The organism is Cycloclasticus sp., assembly GCA_040743155.1.
Taxonomy (GTDB): Bacteria; Pseudomonadota; Gammaproteobacteria; order Methylococcales; family Cycloclasticaceae; genus Cycloclasticus.
Map to the genome: position 1 here is coordinate 2312155 of JBFLJU010000001.1, position 18163 is coordinate 2330317.

General features: G+C 42.2%; 13 protein-coding genes. 3 read left to right on the forward strand and 10 right to left on the reverse strand.

The window, feature by feature from the left end; translation table 11 throughout:
* Window positions 1–15: 15 nt before the first annotated feature.
* The 6 genes from AB1Y31_11115 to AB1Y31_11140 all read right to left on the reverse strand — a co-directional run bounded on the left by AB1Y31_11115 (window position 16) and on the right by AB1Y31_11140 (window position 11327).
* Window positions 16–2046, reverse strand: a complete 2031-nt coding sequence (locus AB1Y31_11115; protein ID MEW4983727.1) for a PQQ-dependent dehydrogenase, methanol/ethanol family — start codon at window positions 2044–2046, stop codon at window positions 16–18.
* Between the two features lie 140 nt (window positions 2047–2186).
* On the reverse strand, window positions 2187–3605 hold the full coding sequence (locus AB1Y31_11120) for a DUF1329 domain-containing protein (GenBank protein MEW4983728.1): 1419 nt from the start codon (window positions 3603–3605) through the stop codon (window positions 2187–2189).
* Between the two features lie 404 nt (window positions 3606–4009).
* Window positions 4010–5425 carry an outer membrane lipoprotein-sorting protein gene (locus AB1Y31_11125; protein ID MEW4983729.1) on the reverse strand — a complete coding sequence of 472 codons (1416 nt, stop codon included), beginning with the start codon at window positions 5423–5425 and terminating at the stop codon, window positions 4010–4012.
* A gap of 134 nt (window positions 5426–5559) precedes the next feature.
* Complete coding sequence (locus AB1Y31_11130; protein MEW4983730.1) at window positions 5560–7623, reverse strand: hypothetical protein; 2064 nt, start codon at window positions 7621–7623, stop codon at window positions 5560–5562.
* Window positions 7624–7740: 117 nt separating this feature from the next.
* A complete protein-coding gene (locus tag AB1Y31_11135; protein MEW4983731.1) occupies window positions 7741–10074 on the reverse strand; it encodes an MMPL family transporter in 2334 nt (777 codons plus the stop codon).
* Complete coding sequence (locus AB1Y31_11140; GenBank protein ID MEW4983732.1) at window positions 10074–11327, reverse strand: YCF48-related protein; 1254 nt, start codon at window positions 11325–11327, stop codon at window positions 10074–10076. Before AB1Y31_11140 ends, AB1Y31_11135 begins: the two co-directional genes overlap by 1 nt.
* A gap of 304 nt (window positions 11328–11631) precedes the next feature.
* Here AB1Y31_11140 and AB1Y31_11145 point away from each other — a divergent pair, with 304 nt between their 5' ends.
* Window positions 11632–12609 (forward strand): quinone oxidoreductase, encoded by a 978-nt coding sequence (locus AB1Y31_11145; GenBank protein MEW4983733.1) that lies wholly within the window; start codon window positions 11632–11634, stop codon window positions 12607–12609.
* 57 nt (window positions 12610–12666) lie between these two features.
* Here AB1Y31_11145 and AB1Y31_11150 read toward each other — a convergent pair whose 3' ends face one another.
* From AB1Y31_11150 to AB1Y31_11165, 4 genes are all read right to left on the reverse strand, one after another.
* Window positions 12667–13563 carry a DMT family transporter gene (locus tag AB1Y31_11150; GenBank protein ID MEW4983734.1) on the reverse strand — a complete coding sequence of 299 codons (897 nt, stop codon included), beginning with the start codon at window positions 13561–13563 and terminating at the stop codon, window positions 12667–12669.
* Window positions 13564–13621: 58 nt separating this feature from the next.
* The gene (locus AB1Y31_11155; protein MEW4983735.1) at window positions 13622–14146 is read right to left on the reverse strand and encodes a 3-phenylpropionate/cinnamic acid dioxygenase subunit beta; all 525 of its coding nucleotides are present in this window, start codon (window positions 14144–14146) and stop codon (window positions 13622–13624) included.
* Between the two features lie 9 nt (window positions 14147–14155).
* Complete coding sequence (locus tag AB1Y31_11160; protein MEW4983736.1) at window positions 14156–15475, reverse strand: aromatic ring-hydroxylating dioxygenase subunit alpha; 1320 nt, start codon at window positions 15473–15475, stop codon at window positions 14156–14158.
* Window positions 15476–15618: 143 nt separating this feature from the next.
* Window positions 15619–16401 carry a 1,6-dihydroxycyclohexa-2,4-diene-1-carboxylate dehydrogenase gene (locus AB1Y31_11165; GenBank protein MEW4983737.1) on the reverse strand — a complete coding sequence of 261 codons (783 nt, stop codon included), beginning with the start codon at window positions 16399–16401 and terminating at the stop codon, window positions 15619–15621.
* An 88-nt stretch (window positions 16402–16489) separates the two neighbouring features.
* Here AB1Y31_11165 and AB1Y31_11170 point away from each other — a divergent pair, with 88 nt between their 5' ends.
* Both AB1Y31_11170 and AB1Y31_11175 read left to right on the forward strand, forming a co-directional pair.
* Window positions 16490–17098: a glutathione S-transferase family protein gene (locus AB1Y31_11170; protein ID MEW4983738.1), complete on the forward strand. Its 609-nt coding sequence runs from the start codon at window positions 16490–16492 to the stop codon at window positions 17096–17098.
* Between the two features lie 104 nt (window positions 17099–17202).
* Entirely contained in the window at window positions 17203–18162 is a 960-nt protein-coding gene (locus AB1Y31_11175; protein ID MEW4983739.1) for a DUF58 domain-containing protein, read from the forward strand.
* The last annotated feature ends 1 nt before the right edge of the window (window position 18163 follow it).

Genomic DNA, 18163 nt, shown 5'->3' on the forward strand with positions numbered 1-18163 from the left:
AATTTAATTATTTAATTATTTAACAACATACTCATATATGGCATTCACTTCGTCTGCTGATAGCTTATTACCCCATGCCGGCATTGAACCCTTTCCATTGATAACTGAATCGTTAAACCGTGCCTTATCATTTTTAGGGAACGTACGAAGATCAAACGTTGTGCCCGCGGTTTTCATTTCTACACCATGGCAGTGCGAGCAAGCCTGCTCATAGAGCTCCGCACCGTGCTTTACGAGATCAGACCATTCTGCTTTATTGGCCACCGTTGAATCTATTTGATGCTCTTCTGGCGGCCGATTAGTTTCAGCATGAATAGTGCTATGGTCTGCGCCTTCAGCCAATTCAAACACCCAAATGGAACCGCCGGGGTTAACATTTTTTAGATCTATATCACCTGAAAAATTGGTGTATACCCCGCCGATTCCACTGGCTACAGCAATATACTGCTTACCGTCAATTTGATAAGTAATCGGCGGCGCAATAATCCCTGAGCCGGTTCTAAATTCCCATAATTTCTCGCCGCTTTGTGCATTTAGTGCATACAACTCGCCCGTTTGAGCACCCGAAAAGACGACATTTCCTGCTGTCACTAACGTGCCCCCATTCATTGGCACCGTTGTTGGGAATTCCCATTTTGCCTGACCGGTCAACGGGTCTATAGCTCGTAAATAACCTTTATTTCCTTCGGGAAATATCCACTTAAAGCTCGCCCCAATATAGAACATCCCTTGTTTATACTCTTGTTTTACGGGTGTGTATTTCCAGCCCACGTTAAATGTGTTGGCGTAGGCAAGCCCTGTTTTAGGGCTATAAGACATGGGTGCTAGGTTTTTACCGCCAAATGCAGATGGCCAAATTTCGGTCGTTTCACCCGTCTTCAACATATTTTTTACACGCTCGGACACGATTGGCCTACCGGTTTCCATATCGATACCGTCAGCCCATGTCACCTTATCAACGAATTGATTGGCTTTTAGTAGCTTTCCATTGGTGCGGTCAAGTACATAAAAAAATCCATTCCTGTTTGCTTGCATCATGACTTTGCGTTCAGAGCCATCAATCATAATATCCGCAAGAATCGGGTCATTGACCCCGTCATAGTCAAAACCATCGTTTGGGGTAAATTGATAATGCCAAACCAACTCGCCGGTTTTTGGTTTTATGGCGATGACACTCTCAGTAAACAGGTTGTCACCCGGGTGCATGTTTGCATTCCATGGTGCCGTATTACCCACACCCCAGTACACAATATCCAGTTCTTTATCGTATGAACCAATAAGCCAAGTCGGGCCACCGCCGCGCTTCCAGTCGTCCCCTTGCCAAGTATCATTACCAAGCTTTCCAGGTTCTGGCACGGTATAAAAACGCCATAAATGTTCACCCGTACTGGGATCCCAGCCATCCAAGAAGCCCCTTGCACCAAATTCTCCACCGGCAATGCCCGTAATCATTGTGCCGTTAGCTATTAGCGGTGCGCTGGTCATGGAGTAACCTTCTTTTACGTCTGCCGCACGCTTTTGCCAAATAACCTTGCCATTTTTTGGGTCAAGGGCCTGAACCCGATTATCCAGCGTTACACGGTATAAAATACCTTCATGCCATGTCGCTCCTCTATTGGTGATACCACAGCAAGTCAGTGTATCTGGTGGGTATTGAATCTTGCTTTTCCATAATTGACGCCCTGTTTTTGCGTCAATCGCATAGCTTGCATTATGCGTGGTTGCATACATAACGCCGTCTATAATTATCGGCTGCGTTTGTTGCCCGCGGTTATCACCTAGGGATAAGATCCATGCCGGCTTTAATTGCGCAGCATTGCTCTCGTTAATTTGCGTTAAAGCAGAATAGCGCTGTAAATTTTGCTCTAACCCGTAATACCTAACGCCGGTATTTTGATCAGCAATATCAGTGTTGATAGCCTCATCAGCTGAAGTCGTTACACCCGCAGGTTCTTTACTGGCTATCTGATCAGGTTGATCATTGCTACAGCCAAGTAAGATAATGAACAATAGAAGATATGCCAGTTTTTGTTTTATATTAAACATTCCCTTCCCCTTATATTGCTACATACTATTAATTTCTATCTCGTCTTACTATACTTTTTCCTTTTAAAATTGATTTCAGGCATAAAAAAAGCAGTGAAGCTTTCGCCTCACTGCTTTTTAACGCTAACTACTTGTTTGCTTTATTGATAATCGCGTAATTGATCAATATCAAACATTTCGTCCGAAACTTCCTCACCACGATCGTCCCATGATGAATTCATAAGTAACGTTGATACACGTTGAGTAACTTGGTTTGAAATGATCGTTGAACGCCACTGCATATCGCCAACAGATGGACGGAAATCACGCACTTCATCCCAGTTTCTAAATGCGTTTCCACGAGGGTCCCATGTCATTTGATACTGCGCATAATAGTACTCTTTATCAATATAAGAACGACGTTTTGAATATTGGTATTTGCCTGTTTTATCAGTAATTTCCAAAATCCATGTTGGGCGAAGTTCAAGTTCAACACTTTCCCAATTACACTTGTCCGCTGTTAATACTTGCGAATCATATGCGTGACCCACTTCAGGTGACGAAAGAATTAATGCTTCTCCTACTAACTTGTAGTCAAACATAGTTGTATCTGTCTTAACCCAGTATGCACGCCAATCATCCCATGTGAGCTCTAAACCAGATGCCAAAGGATCCTGAGAATCAGAACCTGTTAATAGTCTCGTTCTTCTTAAGCTTGGAATAAATACTTTAAAGTCATCTTCTTTACCTGACTCAGCGTATCGTTGTCTAACACCAGCAAGACCCCTAACATCGTTGGGCTCTAAGAAGAATACAGAACCACCTTCAATAAATTTCTCTTTACCGTATATGTCGCCCATAGGAGCTACATTCGTGCGGTTGTGATAGTGCCACCACCATAAGTCCGCTTTATATTCTCTATCAAGCTTACCGTCGCTAGTACATGCATTCATTGTGACTGCGTTAAAGCTCAAGGTATCTGAATTAGTAGAATGTGCTACATAATCCCAATTTAGCTCAATACCATTTTTAGGATTTAAAAAAGGAATCGCTGTACTAGCGTCACCACTCATCAGTGCATATGAACCGTCTTCATATAACAGGTTTCCATCTTCACCAATGACTAGCTTAGTATTATTTTCTTTAATTGCTTTGGTACCTTTTAAGTAACCTTCATGCATATAGTAGGTGTTAGTCGGCACAATTTTAAATTGCTTAATGTTTGCCCACTTATTTCCTAGTGCTTCATACATCTCTTTTGGTAAGTAGTCTTTTAACCATGGGTAATCGGCTTTATTTTCATTGGTGATGATTAACCCAGGCTTTAGCTCTGCAGGAATCTCAGCTTTTTCAATAAGATCATACGCATCGTAGCCACGTAGTTCTTTCCACTGTTTTGCTAATTTAATAGCTTTAGGGTCTGAAATTAATTTAACCCATTTGTCATAATTTGGGTTCTTTTCAGAAGCAGCAAATGCTTTCCATGCTTCTAGCGCTTTATTGGTATCCGCCAATACAGGCGATGCCACTGATACAGCTGCTGCGAATCCAATCGCTGCTGCAAATTTACTCATCTTCATTTATTGCTCCTTCATATTACTTATGTTTATATCAATCAAAATAGCCACGCATAACCAATCCTTCAATTGGTTTATTCAAACAGTTAAATAAGTAATTTGGTAATCAATTAAGTTTACCTCATCCAATTTGATCAGCTTGAGTCTTCTATACAAGCTAGCTACAGATAATCCTCAACAAATCTATCTGTCATGCACTTATAGATATCAAGTCTTCAGGAATGTTTACTAGTGGATAATTCTATACAAGCTTTAATTATTTAGTTCTTAATGCTAGTTCAAGGTCCTCTAACATCATTTACATATTATAAGAGCTTTTAACGTCTGCATTATTGATTTAAGGCATAAAAAAAGCAGCGAAACCGAAGTTTCGCTGCTTTTTTGTATCTCTGTTTAACTATTAAGCTTTACTGATAATCACGTAATTGGTCAATATCAAACATTTCTTCTGTTACATCTTCTTCACGATCTGTCCAAGCACCATCTAATCGAAGTGTTGTATGTCTTTGCGTAGCTTCATTCAAAATAAGCACGTTTTTCCACATAGCATCACCAACGCTTGGTCTCCAATCACGCGCATCATCCCAAGTACGGAATGGATTACCGCGTGGATCCCAAGTCATTTGATATTGTAAGTAGTAAAACTCTTTATCAATATAGGTTTCACGCTTTGAGTACATATACTTACCAGACTTATCAGTTACTTCTAGAACCCAAATCGGTCTAAGTTCTACATCCATATTATTAATTCCACACTGATCTTCAGTCCAATCTATAGGGTCATATGCATGTCCAACTTCTGGCTGAGCAAGAATAAAGCCTTCTCTTACAAGTTTGTAATCAAAACTTTTAATATTTGTCTTCGCCCATGAACCACGCCAGTCATCCCAAGTAATCTCAAGGCCTGAAGCCATAGGATCTTGTGAGTCAGAACCTGTTAACAAGCGAGTACGACGCAAACTAGGAATAAACACTTTAAAGTCATCTTCTTTATCTGGACCTGCGTAACGTTGTCTAACAGCAGCCAAGCCGCGAATATCGTTTGGCTCTAGGAAGAATACTGATCCACCTTCAACGTATTTTTCCTTACCTTCAATCTCACCCATCGGTGCAGTAACTGATCGGTTGTGATAATGCCACCACCACAAATCGGCTACATAACCACGCTCATGCCCATCAGGTGAACATGCATCAAATTTAACAGGGTTAAATGCAAGCGTGTCATTATTGGTTGAATGAGCTACGAAGTCCCAGTGAAGCTCCATGCCATTTTTAGGATGAAGAAACGGTATAGCCGTAGCGCCAGGACCAGACATTAGCGCTCTCGTGCCATCGTCATACTTAAGGAAACCTGTCTCATCAATAGTGATATTAATATTCTTATCACGAAGTTCTTTAGTGTTTTTCAAATATCCTTCATGCATATAGTAGGTATTTGTTGGCACAATTGTAATTTGTTTAATATTAGCCCATTCACCACCTATATGAGCATATACCTCTTCTGGTAAATATTTCTTTAACCAAGGGTAATCGCCTTTGTTTTCACCATTAATAACCAAACCAGCCTTTAGGTCCGCAGGTATATCTGCCTTATCCATTAAATCGTAGGCATCATATCCACGTAAGTCCTTCCATTCTTTCGCTAAAGCAATTGCTTTAGGGTCTGAAATTAGAGTGACCCATTTATCATAATTAGGGTTATTTTGCTCTGCCGCAAAGGCTTTCCAAGCATCTAAGGCCCTATTTGTATCCGCCATAACCGGCGCCGTAACTGATACAGCCGCTACAAAACCAAGCGCTGCTGCTATTTTATTTAATTTCATTCTGTTCTCCTGTTATTACTTTTTACTTTATATATTTAATTAGTCCTTACTTTCTATATTGCCTCTTGCCTCTTTATTTGCATTTACGCAAAATAAAAAAAAAGCGGGGAATTAATTCCCCGCTTTTTTATTTCTTAGAACTGGTATGTTAAAGATAGTTCAACATAATCAGAGTGGTCGTACATTCCAATTGGTGGGCTTTCTGCGTCACCTGATAAATGCAACCATTCTAGACGTGGGCGCCAGCTGTCACCGAAGTAGTTGAAGTCGATACGTTGACGATATAGTGTTGCATCATTTGTAAAGTCTTCAATAACTAAACCTTCAAGAACTAATCTTTGACTGTCTAACGGCATGCTCCATAAGAACGTCATATAGTTCTGGTGGTCTGACACTTCGTCTAATGCATAAGGTGCTTGAGCTAACAAACCTTCATCTGCATCGTGTGTATAAATATCAAACAATTGAAAGCTTGTGAAGATTGATTTTTCCTGACCTTCCCAACCTGGTACCCAGAACGGGAAATCTATACCAATCATCGCTGAAGTAATGTCTGATTTAGTAATCGCATTACTAGGTATAACAGCCAATGCACCAGAACTTCCTTGATCTATATTTGCCGACCCATCTAGATTTATGGTCGCATCTAGCCCAGCAAAATTTTCTGTAGGATTAACAATTGAACGGTTGAACGGGTGATCAAATTCATGGCTTACTTCTAAACGTATAGAAGGTGATGAATTTTTACGCCCAAAAGCCATAAAGTCTGACAAGTCACGAGTAAAGGTTGCACCTACCACCATTTGTCTGTAGTCGTAATCTAGTTCTACACCTGCTCTTACAGAACAAAAAGCTACTGAATTGTCTCCATCTGCATCCAATACTGGATCATTACATGCCCCTAACCCAAATCCAAAAGCTGTCGTAGCTGCTGTTAATGGGCTTCCTTGTGGTAAACCACCCGTTAATACATTGCCACCGACAGACAGGTCACGTAACCAATCTAAGTAACCGCCAGCACCATGCACAATCGCCTCTGTTTGGGAAGCTGAAAATGTGTAACGACCTCCTGTCGCAGAAGGTAAAGGGGCCAAACCGCCAGTTCCCCAAGTACCAAAACCAGCTCCTGCACCAGTTGTAACATCACCACCGATAAATAAATCCAGCCCTCTTAATTTGAGTACCGGCAAATCTTGCATGCCGTAAAAAGCATTTAGTGTTGCAACACCCCCAAGTGTTTCAAATTTCAAACGCAATGAGTATTCGGCGTCTGAAAAGCTCAGTCTTTTGGATTTATGCTCAGGTGTTGCAAATGCAAAACCAACTAAACCACTACCGGAGGGCTCATCTAGTGTTACTGGCCAAGGCAAGCCAAATAGACCACCGGCTGAGTCAGACTCGCCAGGTGTTGGATTGTTAACGATAACATTCGAATGGAAAACTTCTGGTGTGAAGTTAAACTCAACTGTTGGCCGGTGCATACCGAGTGCTTCGAACGGCGCCGCCATTCCAAGTTTCTTTAGGTTAAAGTCCACTGATAGCATTAATGCCGGGATACGTAGCTCATCTGAGTCTCTAAAAGCAAAGCGCTCACGTAAGTCTTGTGCGTGCAGTAAATCGATTAAACGTAGACCATCTGACTCACCCCAGCCACGCTGTTGTTTACCAAATTTAACACTAAAGCGTCCTTTTCTATCACGATATTTAACCGATAACTCACGAATAACTTCTTCCCAGTCATTAAGGATTTGCACCTCACTGGTTTCACGACAGGTGTAACCCACATTGCCCTTACAATTATTGAGTTTAAACGGCACAGTACCAGGGAAAGTAATATTTGGAAATGATAGCGGATCCGTTGGATCTAAACCTGGTTCAAACGCAAAACTCGGAGTTTGATCAGTTACACCACCAACTGAATTAAAGCTGGTAAATTCTGTTGATAAATCGCCTCGTAACCAGAAATTTGCTACGAATGTCCATTTTCTACTTGGACGGTATGTCGTTTTTGATTCGATGATCCATTGCGACGGACCCATTTTATTACCTTGATCTTTAAGATCATACAACACGGATGCACCAACTTTGATACGACCGTTTTGTGTTAGACCTTTAATACCGGTATCTAACGCAAAAGCAGGCGCAGCTATTGCTAACCCTAATGCGGCCGCTAGGCCTGTTTTTATTATTGACTTCATGGTTTCCCCTTTATTTTCTTGTCAATTGCTTATATATATTTTCTAACACTTGTTTTATACACTAATTTTTTAGCGCCACATAGTGTTTTTTATCTTTTTTACAACACTGTTGTTTTATTATTTCGTAGCAGCATCCTTGATGGTAAATAACGCTTTCGGGTGGAATGCTGCAATTGCTGCTGGTACAAACAGTAACGACCCCAACATATTCATGAATAACACCATTGACAATAACATGCCCATTTCAGCTTGGAACCTTAGTGGTGATGCAACCGCCCATGGAATTAACGGCGCTATCATTGTCACCGCTGTAATAAAGATCGCGTTACCCGATGTTAAGAAGGCATGGTGAATCGCTTCGTGCACATCTTTTACTTCTAAGTTCCGGTATTCTTCTTTAATTCTATCGATCATGTAAATACCGTAATCCACCCCTAGACCTACACCCAGCGCAGCTAGCGGTAAAGTACTAACGTTTAAGCCCACTTCTTTCCACGCCATAAAGGCGTAAGTTAGTGAGTTAGCCGTTGCCAAACTAAATAATAGAATCAAGCCAGTAGTAACCGAGCGGTAGTACAAGACAATACAAAAGAAAATAACAAAAGCGATCGCCACCATTGTTTTAACGTTTGAATTAACGATTTCTTTATTAAGTGCCTCGACGATACCAACTTGCCCACCCATATATAAGAACTTGGCATCACTGACCACTTCTTTTTCACTGGCAAAGAAAGCGTCCAAGTTATCTCTTAACTTTTGGATTGTTGGTCGACTATGATCTTCTAGGAAGAACGATATATTACCAATTTCCCAGTCGTTGTTTGTGTAGGCCGCAAAATCACCCGGCTCACCCCTTGAACGGAACATGTAGATATCAAAACCTACTTCTTCTTTAGTATCTGGAATGAGCGCGTACGACGGATCCCCTTCAAACAACACCGAGTTAATTAACTTAATGATGGGCACTAAGCTGATGGCTGGACGTACTTCAGACATATGCTCAAATACATAGCGATCAAGCGCTTCTGTTTGGTGATACACAGACGGATCCAACATGGTGTCCTTTTCACCTTCCACATAGACTTGCATCATATCGGTTCCCAAAAATGAGAATCGAGTATTAATTGATTCAACGTCTTTATTAAAGCGAGCTTCTGGCCACAAAATAGCACTACCTTTTGTATCACCAACCGTTAGGTTTTGTGAATACCAGCCACCCATTGCTAATAAACTCGCTGTGATGAAGACCATTGTCCACTTGTGATCTTCCATATTAATCACAGCAGCCCAAATTTTATTGAGAATAATTGAACCCGTTTTGTGCGACTTTGGTGGTTTGATTAAGCACATAACCGCTGCAGCAAATATAAGTGCAGGTACAACAGATAGTAGCCATAAACCACAAATTACCGCCAGTGATTCGATACTTGGAATAGCAACTAGCCCTAACACACCAAAACCGGCCGCATCAGTAATAATCGCCGCTGTACTTGGTACCAACAATAACGCCAAACCATCTCTAGTACAGACACGACAATCTGTTGGTCGCTCATCACAGGCATCAATATTATCCAATATTCGCGTAGTGAACTGCACACCATGCGATAACACGATGGCAAAAATAAAGGCCGGTAAGAGAATGAGCAGTGGATCAAGGTTATACTCAACCGCACCCATTGCACCTAGACCCCAAATTGTCGCTACTGAAGCTGTAAACATTGGAATAAACACGCCAACCCATGTTCTAAAGTATAAGAACAAAATAATCGCAATAATTACCAATGACGCCGCTAAAATATTAAACACAGCATCTAGTGATTGGTAGATGTAACCAAGTAGTATCGGGCGACCCACAAAGTTAATTTCTAAATCATCCCCTTCATATTTTTCGCGTAAATCTAGGAAAAAGTTAAGGACTTCTAACTTGTCTGCCTCATCTCTAAAGTCTGCAATGATAATAGCTGAGGTTTCATCATTAGAGACTTGAAGACCTCTATATTGTTTATTAACAAACTGACGCATACGCGTCATATCTTTTTCGTTTTTAGGTAGATCTGGCCACAGCAAAGCATCCACACCCACACGACCGCCACCACCTGAAATCGCCTTTGTTTTTCTAAGCACTAAAGACTGGCTTAAATGGCGATATGTACTCTTGTTGTAGTACACATCTTCAGCAATCTGCTTGTAGTTTTTTAAATAATCAAGGTTATAAATATTTCCCTTCTTATTTTTTACTTCAATTAAGGTCGTATTCGCGCCGCCAAACTGCTCACCAAACCTCAAAAACAATTCAACATTATTTGAGTCTGCTGGTAGCATTTCTTCTAATACAACATTCAGCGACAGGCCTTTATACGCATAATACCCAGGCACAATTGTTATTAGTGCCAACAATGAGGCAACAAATACCGGATGCCTTGAAATAAAACTGGATAATTTATTAATCATTATTTTTCTCCCCAACGACTAGATATCAGCTTAACCGCTTCAGACCCAGCTATATTTAGTTTCTGCCCGAAGGACATATCATTCAAATTACCTTTTACAATCATGCCGCGTAAACCTGCTGCCCAAAAGTCACCTGACGGTGTTACAGCAATCCCACCCATCCAAACGTATGGAAGCGGGAAGCCTTCTTGAGGCGTTAGACTTGTCACTGTAAATGTTGGCTGTAATACTTGTTCTACTGCCTCTGCTTCTACCACAGCATCATCCATAGACACTTTAAGTACGATTGACGCACCCGTAACCAACACATCATTGTTGCTTGCGCTGGCGACGTCATATAAGTGATTGCTGACTCCACTGTCTATTTCGCTAACGAAATAATCAATCTCTGTTTCTGGCAATACCGCTACTTCTTTAGCCACATATTCTTTGCCACGCCGCTCTGCTTTCTTTCTCGCTCTGGCTTCTTTTTTTGCCAGCTTTGCATCTTTAATTGCTTTTACTGACTCTCGTTGAGCGTCTGTCGCTAGCGTAAGGGAATAAATACCGCCATCCAAGCCAACCGCAACCGCACCATCTCCCTGAGTTGCTATTGAAAGTAAGGTTCCTGAACTTCGGTTATACGTAACCATCCATAGTTCACCACCGTTTTCGGTATGCGCGATCGTTCCAAACTCACCCACCAAAATTGCAGTATTAGCATCTTTTGCAACAACGCCATGTAATCTTGGTAAATCGCGGCCGTCAAAACCCGTTAACGATTGCTTTTGCCAATTTTTACCGCCATCCTTTGTATGCCAAATCGCCGAGTCATGGCCAACAGCCCAGCCATTGTTTGCATCTGCAAATGCAATGTCTCTCAAATAAGTGCCGGCGTCTTGTTTTTGAACTTCCCACGTTATACCAGCGTCTGCTGTATGTAGGATTGATCCGCGATGACCTACGGCCCAGCCATTATTCGCATCGACAAATGAAACGTGACGAATAAGTTCATTGACCCCCATGTAAACTGCGCCCCATGACTCACCGCCGTCCTCTGTTCTAAAAAGGGAACCAGAATAACCTGCTACAAAGCCAAGCTTGTCATCAACAAATTCAACTGCGTATAAATTATCAGGCCAAAATCGGTGGAACTGACTTTGTTCGGCCGAATCGCCATTTTCTGCTATAGCAATTCCACTTATTAGGAACGCCAATACAAGCGCGAATAAAAGGCGCGAGCCTTTACTTTGTTTAATATTTATCGATTTCACTATCTTCCCCTCATCAACGGAATCTATTTTTTATAGATTTGTTTACAATTTTCAATCTAACAAGCGTTCAAATTTATAATAATTGGGCTGTTACTGTCAATGACAATTATCACTAATTGAGAAGCATCATCATAACTCTTAGCCGGTTTACCAAATTCTAAACACTTAACTTTGCAAACCGAATATATATGAATTCTTTAACTTTGTACCCCTTTTTTTTCAAAAATTAAATTTAATATTAGGTTTTACTTAATTAACGAATTTTGTTACTTTCATCACCCACCTTAACCACCTTGGAAGCACCATGTACTCAAGCCTTTCTGCTAAGATTTATCAAACCGGCGACTCCAGTGTTTTTCAACTTGAATCAACTAACGTAAACCCGCCGAAAGCTCATCAAGTGCTCATTAAGCAAACCGCAATTGGTGTCAACTATATAGATACCTATTTTCGCTCTGGTCTTTACCCGGTTGAATTACCGTCTATATTAGGTGACGAGGCTGTTGGCGTCGTTGAGCAAGTAGGCGAGGGCGTTAGCGAATTTTCTGTTGGTCAACGTGTTGCTTATTCAGCTGCAAAAGGTGCTTACACTCAATATAGAGTCATCGATATAAACGAGCTTGTGCCTGTGTCCGACGGTATTGAAGATAGCGCCATCGCCACCAGTTTGCTTAGAGGCATGACGGTTGAATACCTGCTCTGTCGTTTGTATGAACTAAAAGCCAGCGACACCATATTAATTCACGCGGCGGCCGGTGGAGTAGGCCAGATTGCCTGCCAGTGGGCCCGTACAATTGGTGCGACCGTTATTGGCACCGTTAGCTCTGCCGAAAAGGCTCGTATTGCTGAGAAGTGTGGCTGTGATTTTGTCATTAATTACTCTGAGCAAGATTTTGTGCAAGCTGTTGACGAGATAACAAAAGGTCAAAAAGTAGATGTTGTGTATGACGGCGTGGGCAAAACTACTTTTATGAAATCGCTTGATTGCCTCCGCCCGCGCGGACTGATGGTCAGTTTTGGCAATGCGTCTGGTAAACCGGACCCCTTTGACGTATTGGAGCTGTCAAAAAAAGGCTCTCTTTACTTAACCCGCCCGACGCTATATCACTACACTAGAAATCGGCAAGAGATCCTTGAAAGCGCCGCTCGTTACTTAGATAAACTTGAGAAAGGGCAGATCAAAATACAAATAGGCGCGACTTTTTCACTCTCTGATGTTGCTAAGGCACATGATTATTTAGAACAGCGAAATACAACGGGCAGCCCTGTCTTAATTCCTTAGCCTAAACGCTAGCTAAGCCTGTTAAGCCGTTTTTAATCACGGCATCTGCCTTAATTTTTAAGTCGGTTTTGATGTTTTAAAACCAGCATAAAAGCTACCGGCAAATATTAGCAACATACCGACCAGTTGATATTGCTGCGGCATAACGTCCAAAAACAATGCGTTGATCACGATTATATAGACCGGCACCGTGTTTAGAAATAACGACGCTCTTGCCGGTCCTATCAACAGGACACCCTTATTCCAAAATAATAGCGATAAAACGGTTGGCCCCGTGCTAATAAACAATACCGCAAGCATGGACTGGAGAGTCAATGTGGGCTCCTGGACATATTGCGTTTCCCATAAACCTAATGGCACCACAACAACCAATGAAATGAGCACGCCCAACGAGGTAATCAGCAACGGTGTTAGCTCCCTCATCGCCACTTTTGCAATAATGCTATAAGCCACCCAACTGCACACTGCTGCCAAAATGAAGAGGTCACCGAGGTTGAATTCCAATACCATGAGATTTGAAAGCTGTCCTTCACTGAGAATAAAGGCCAAACCTAATACCGTCACCATTGCGGCAAGCCAATGTTGATAGGTTAGCTTTTCTTTAAAGTAAATACCCACCACGATAGCGGTTAATAACGGCGTTAATGAGTTAATTAGGCCGCCATTTGTCGATGTAGTCAGGCGGAGTCCATAATATATTAAGAACTGAAAAGCGATAACGCCTGTGATCGCCAACGCGATGATTATCCGCCAGTTAGTGATGTCTCTGATTTTTTTTAACTCACCACTTTTTATCAACAAGATAAGAAAGATGGCCCCGCCTATCAGCAAGCGAGTGCTAACAATGGACCAAGGGCCAAAGTAATCTTTTAAATAGTGCCCCAAAATCATATTCCCGCCCCAAAACAAACCGGCAATATTTAATAATAAAACTGCTTTTAACGTATTACTCATCGTTTAATAAAAAGCCCTGTTTTAACAGGGCTTTTCCTCTTACTTGTTATGAAAATATTTACAAATAAACATTTAAGCTTTTGTTTTTAAAGATATTCTGATCCAGAATAATCTTACGCTTAGCCAACTTCAACTTGCCATTAACTCGGCGTATTAAATCGGTACGATGACCCAACATCGTATGCTCTTCATCTTCATTTATGTTTCTATGTACGGTGGTTAATGAATACACCCGATATTCAACGGGATTATCCGTTAATTCAACTTCGATATTGGTAACAACATGAGCGCTACGTGTTGCCGGATCTTCAGACCAACATGTACCTGTTTCAGTACGAATAATACGCTTAACCAAACACTCCATATCATCGTTGTAATACGCGGTGTCATAAATAGAAGGTTCTTTTTCATTTTTACGGTAACGTTGATAACGATAAGGCATCCAGTAATGGATATCTTCGGTCAACATCTCCAGCCATTCTCTGAATTCTTCATTATCGTGATGTCGCGCTTCACGGTATAAAAACTGCTGAACCTCGTTAACGAGCTCTAATGAGGCTGTCTGTGTGTTTGCATTTGTCATCTGAGCCTCCTATACGGTCTTTTTGCCAGCGTAACGCGGCGTATATCGTGAAGGAACATCATCCCAGCTTTTAGCATTCATCATATCTGCCCAACGCTCATAAAACAGACGCTGGTTGGCATCATTGAATTGCCCCGCATGGACAATACCTGGTAGCTCCTCGTGTTCAATTCGACTACTTATTCCACAGCCATAATGCAACTTACCTTTACGCGTCACCACGCCCTTATTTACGATGGTATTGCCTTCCCAGTTTTCACCGTCGTCCATTTCCAATACGCCAGCCGGGTTAAAGGTTTGCATACAACCAATATTAATCGCTTGTTTAATCTCATCGGGCATATTTTTGTTCACGATCGTCCACATACGCATTTCAAATTTATGTGGCCCTCTAGGCAACCAAACACGGAAGGTTTGAATACCCGGTAAAAATGAACAGTTAGGGAATAGCGATACAGAAGCCAACGAGCCAAATATCTTCGAGCGCATTTCACCTAAGCGCTCAGCCATTTGGGGACGTATTTTTTCATAATATTCCAGCACCTTAGGCTGGCCTAAAATAGCGATATCCGCTAAACCATCGGTACCAAATTCCCAACCATGTCCATTGACACTGGCGTGGTAGCTACCCGTTGGGTCTGCTGGTGGGAAGCCTTCATTATTGTTCATCGCTTTAAAGCCAGAATCATGTGTCCACAAGGCGTGATAGGCATCGCCAACAAAATTCTCAACGCCAAATTTCCAGTTAGCATTGATATAATTTTTGATACCGCCGCCAATAAATTCCGTGCCGCCTTCGTCTTGATCCAAGATAATGTCTAAATACCAACGGAAGTCACCCAAAAATTCTTCCAGAGATGGCGCCTCATCGTCAAAGGTCGCAAATATCATGCCTTTATAGTTATCTACGCGGGCCTGCTGTAAGCCCCATTTGCTTTTGTCTATATCACCTTCATTATATACGTGCTCATTCGACAGACCTTTTAACTCGCCGTCTGTGCCAAACGCCCAACCGTGGTAGTTGCAGGTGAAGTTACGTGTATTGCCATCATCGGCGTAACAAATTTTATTACCTCGATGCGTACAAGAGTTAAGAAATACTTTGACGCTACCATCTCTTTGGCGCGCAACAATCACTCCGTCTTCACCCATGTAGGTGGTATAAAAATCATTGGCATTCGGCAACATTGAGTCGTGAGCGACAAACTGCCACGCTTTGGCAAAAATTTGTTCTAATTCTTGCTGATATATTTCCTGTTCCCAAAAAATACGGCGGTCTATCCAGCCTTCTTTGGTATTAACAAATTGCTTACAATCTATATTTTTCATGATGAGGTTGCTCTCCTAAATTAAATCAAAGGCTTTCGCCATTTTGCCCCTGCAAACCTTTACGGTTAAGACACACATTATTTTTATACGGGGGTATATTCCCATACTCTACTACTTTCAACAACACAGAAACATTGCTTTAATTACCCGATCCCACCACCCGCAACGTTAATAATCTCACCGGTGATATACGATGATTCGTCCGCCGCTAAAAAGCAGATCGCCGCCGCTTCTTCTTCTGGCGTACCATATCGTTTCATCGGGGTATCTCGCAATGTTTGCTCAACAACCCCTTCCATACCTTTTTTATCAACATCTGTCAGCGCATCGGTATGTCTGGGTATCGCACGTTCACCTTGGTCGATGCCGCCTGGGTTGACACAATTAACGCGAATACCGTGCTCAGCTAGCTCTAACGCCATACAAGTCGTGATCGCCTGCACACCGCCTTTAGCGGCGGAGTAGGGTACACGGTTAATTCCCCGCGTTGCAACCGAACCAACATTTACAATGGCGCCATATTTTTGCTCCATCATAAAAGGTATAACCGCACGGCAACACCACAACGTTGGCCACAAGGAGCGGTTTATTTCTTTTTCTATTTGATCGTCTGGGTATTCCCAAAAGGGCTTTGCCCAAATCGTGCCGCCTACATTGTGAACCGACACATCTATGCGCCCATATGTATCCATCGTTGCTTGCATTACTTCTTTTGCGCCCGCGCTCGTTTCAAGGTCTACAATGCAAACACTGGCCGTTCCACCTTGCTCAATAATCTCTTGTTGAACAAGCCGCGCCTGCTCTTTTGCACGGTCAGCAATCATCACACTGGCGCCTTCTTTCGCAAACCGTAACGCACACGCTTTGCCAATACCTTGCGCCGCACCGGTCACCACCACTACTTTCTTCTCAAAACGTCGAGCCATCTTTCCTCTCTATATTGTTATTTACAGCAACACTCTAATTACTTATATTAATCAGTTCATATTTAAGCAAAATAATGGGATAAATAAAATGATCGAGATTACTTTATATGGTTTTCCACTAAGCACCTACGTTAGAACAGCCCACATGGCGCTGATTGAAAAAGGGGTAAATTTTGAGCATCTGCAGCACGCACCGAATACCGATGAAATGCGTGTCGTCAGCCCAACGGGAAAAGTCCCTGCTTTTACCCACGGTGATTACACCTTGTACGAAACTCTTGCCATTGTTAATTACATTGATGAAGCCTTTGACGGCCCATCATTGCAACCTGATAACGCTAAACAGCGTGGCGTTATGAACCAATGGATTAGCTATATTAATGCCTATATTTTTCCGACTATCGTTCATGATATTGTTTTATTCAGGTTTGAAATCATGCCAATGGATCAAACAGTTCTAGACGCCGCCATTCCAGCCACAACAGAGCAACTCGCCTTATTGGAAAAAACCTTAGCTAGCGATGACTATTTAGCCGGTAATACTGCCTCGCTTGCCGATTACTTCTTGTACCCGATCATCGCCTACCTTGGCATGGTGCCAGAGGGCTCATTACTGGCCGATTATCCAGGCGTAAGCGCGTGGAAAGCTCGTATGGAAGAGAAAGCTAGCGTTAAAGATTCTGCTCCGGCTCTTTAAAAAAGAACCTATTTCCTGTGTAAAAAGCCGCTTTTGCGGCTTTTTACACATCGGGGGCCAACAACGCGTGCTACAGTTAAATGACCTAACCCCTCACACAGCCAATGTCATTAACGCTTTCACAACGACTATCGTTAAAACGCTTTATAAAAGGCGAGGCAGCGCAGCAGCCTGTTATTGAGTTAAATCACCGACGCATCTTCATACTCCCTTGCAAGGGTGGCTTTTCCCTAGCCCTAGTCATTTTACTGATGCTAATAGCCTCCATTAACTACAACAACAGCATGGGCTTTATCTTTACCTTTCTATTAGCTGCTGCCGCACAAGCGTCCACCTTTTACAGTTATAAAAACCTATCGGGTCTCGCTATATCGCTCGCTAAGACACCCGCTTGTTATGCCGGTTCAATCGGTCACATTAATATCTCAGTAAAAGAACGGGATGAACGCGAACGCTTTGTTATTAAGGCCTCCCATCTCGAGCAACAAACAACCTTTAACCTAAAAAAGGAACAGTCTTTACTGATCAGTTTGCCCGTGAAACTTAAAAAACGCGGATGGTATAGACCCGAAACCATTACCCTTTCTACACAATTTCCGTTTGGTTTTTTTCAAGCATGGTCTCCCTTATTATTTAACCAAGCTATTTTGGTTTACCCGCAAGCTATCGATGCAGGAATACCTTTAGCGTTCACGCAACACGACGAGGAAGCAAACGGCACCGCTAGCAATCAAACTGGTGCCGATGACTTTGCCGGACTTAAACCCTATCAACAAGGACAAAATTACAGACATATCAATTGGAAAGCACTAGCCGCTGAAAAAGGCTTATACAGTAATGATTTTAGCGCCGAACAATCCGCTAACGTTTGGTTAGACTGGCAGTCTTGCGATCAATTAGCCATTGAAGAAAAAATATCCCAATTATCTTTTTGGGTACTAAATTGTGAAGAAAAGGGTGCGGAATATGGTTTGCGCTTGCCCAATATTGAACTTCTGCCAAACCATGGCAGCAGCCATCAACACGCCTGCTTAAAAGAATTAGCACTGTACGGGCAGTCATAAG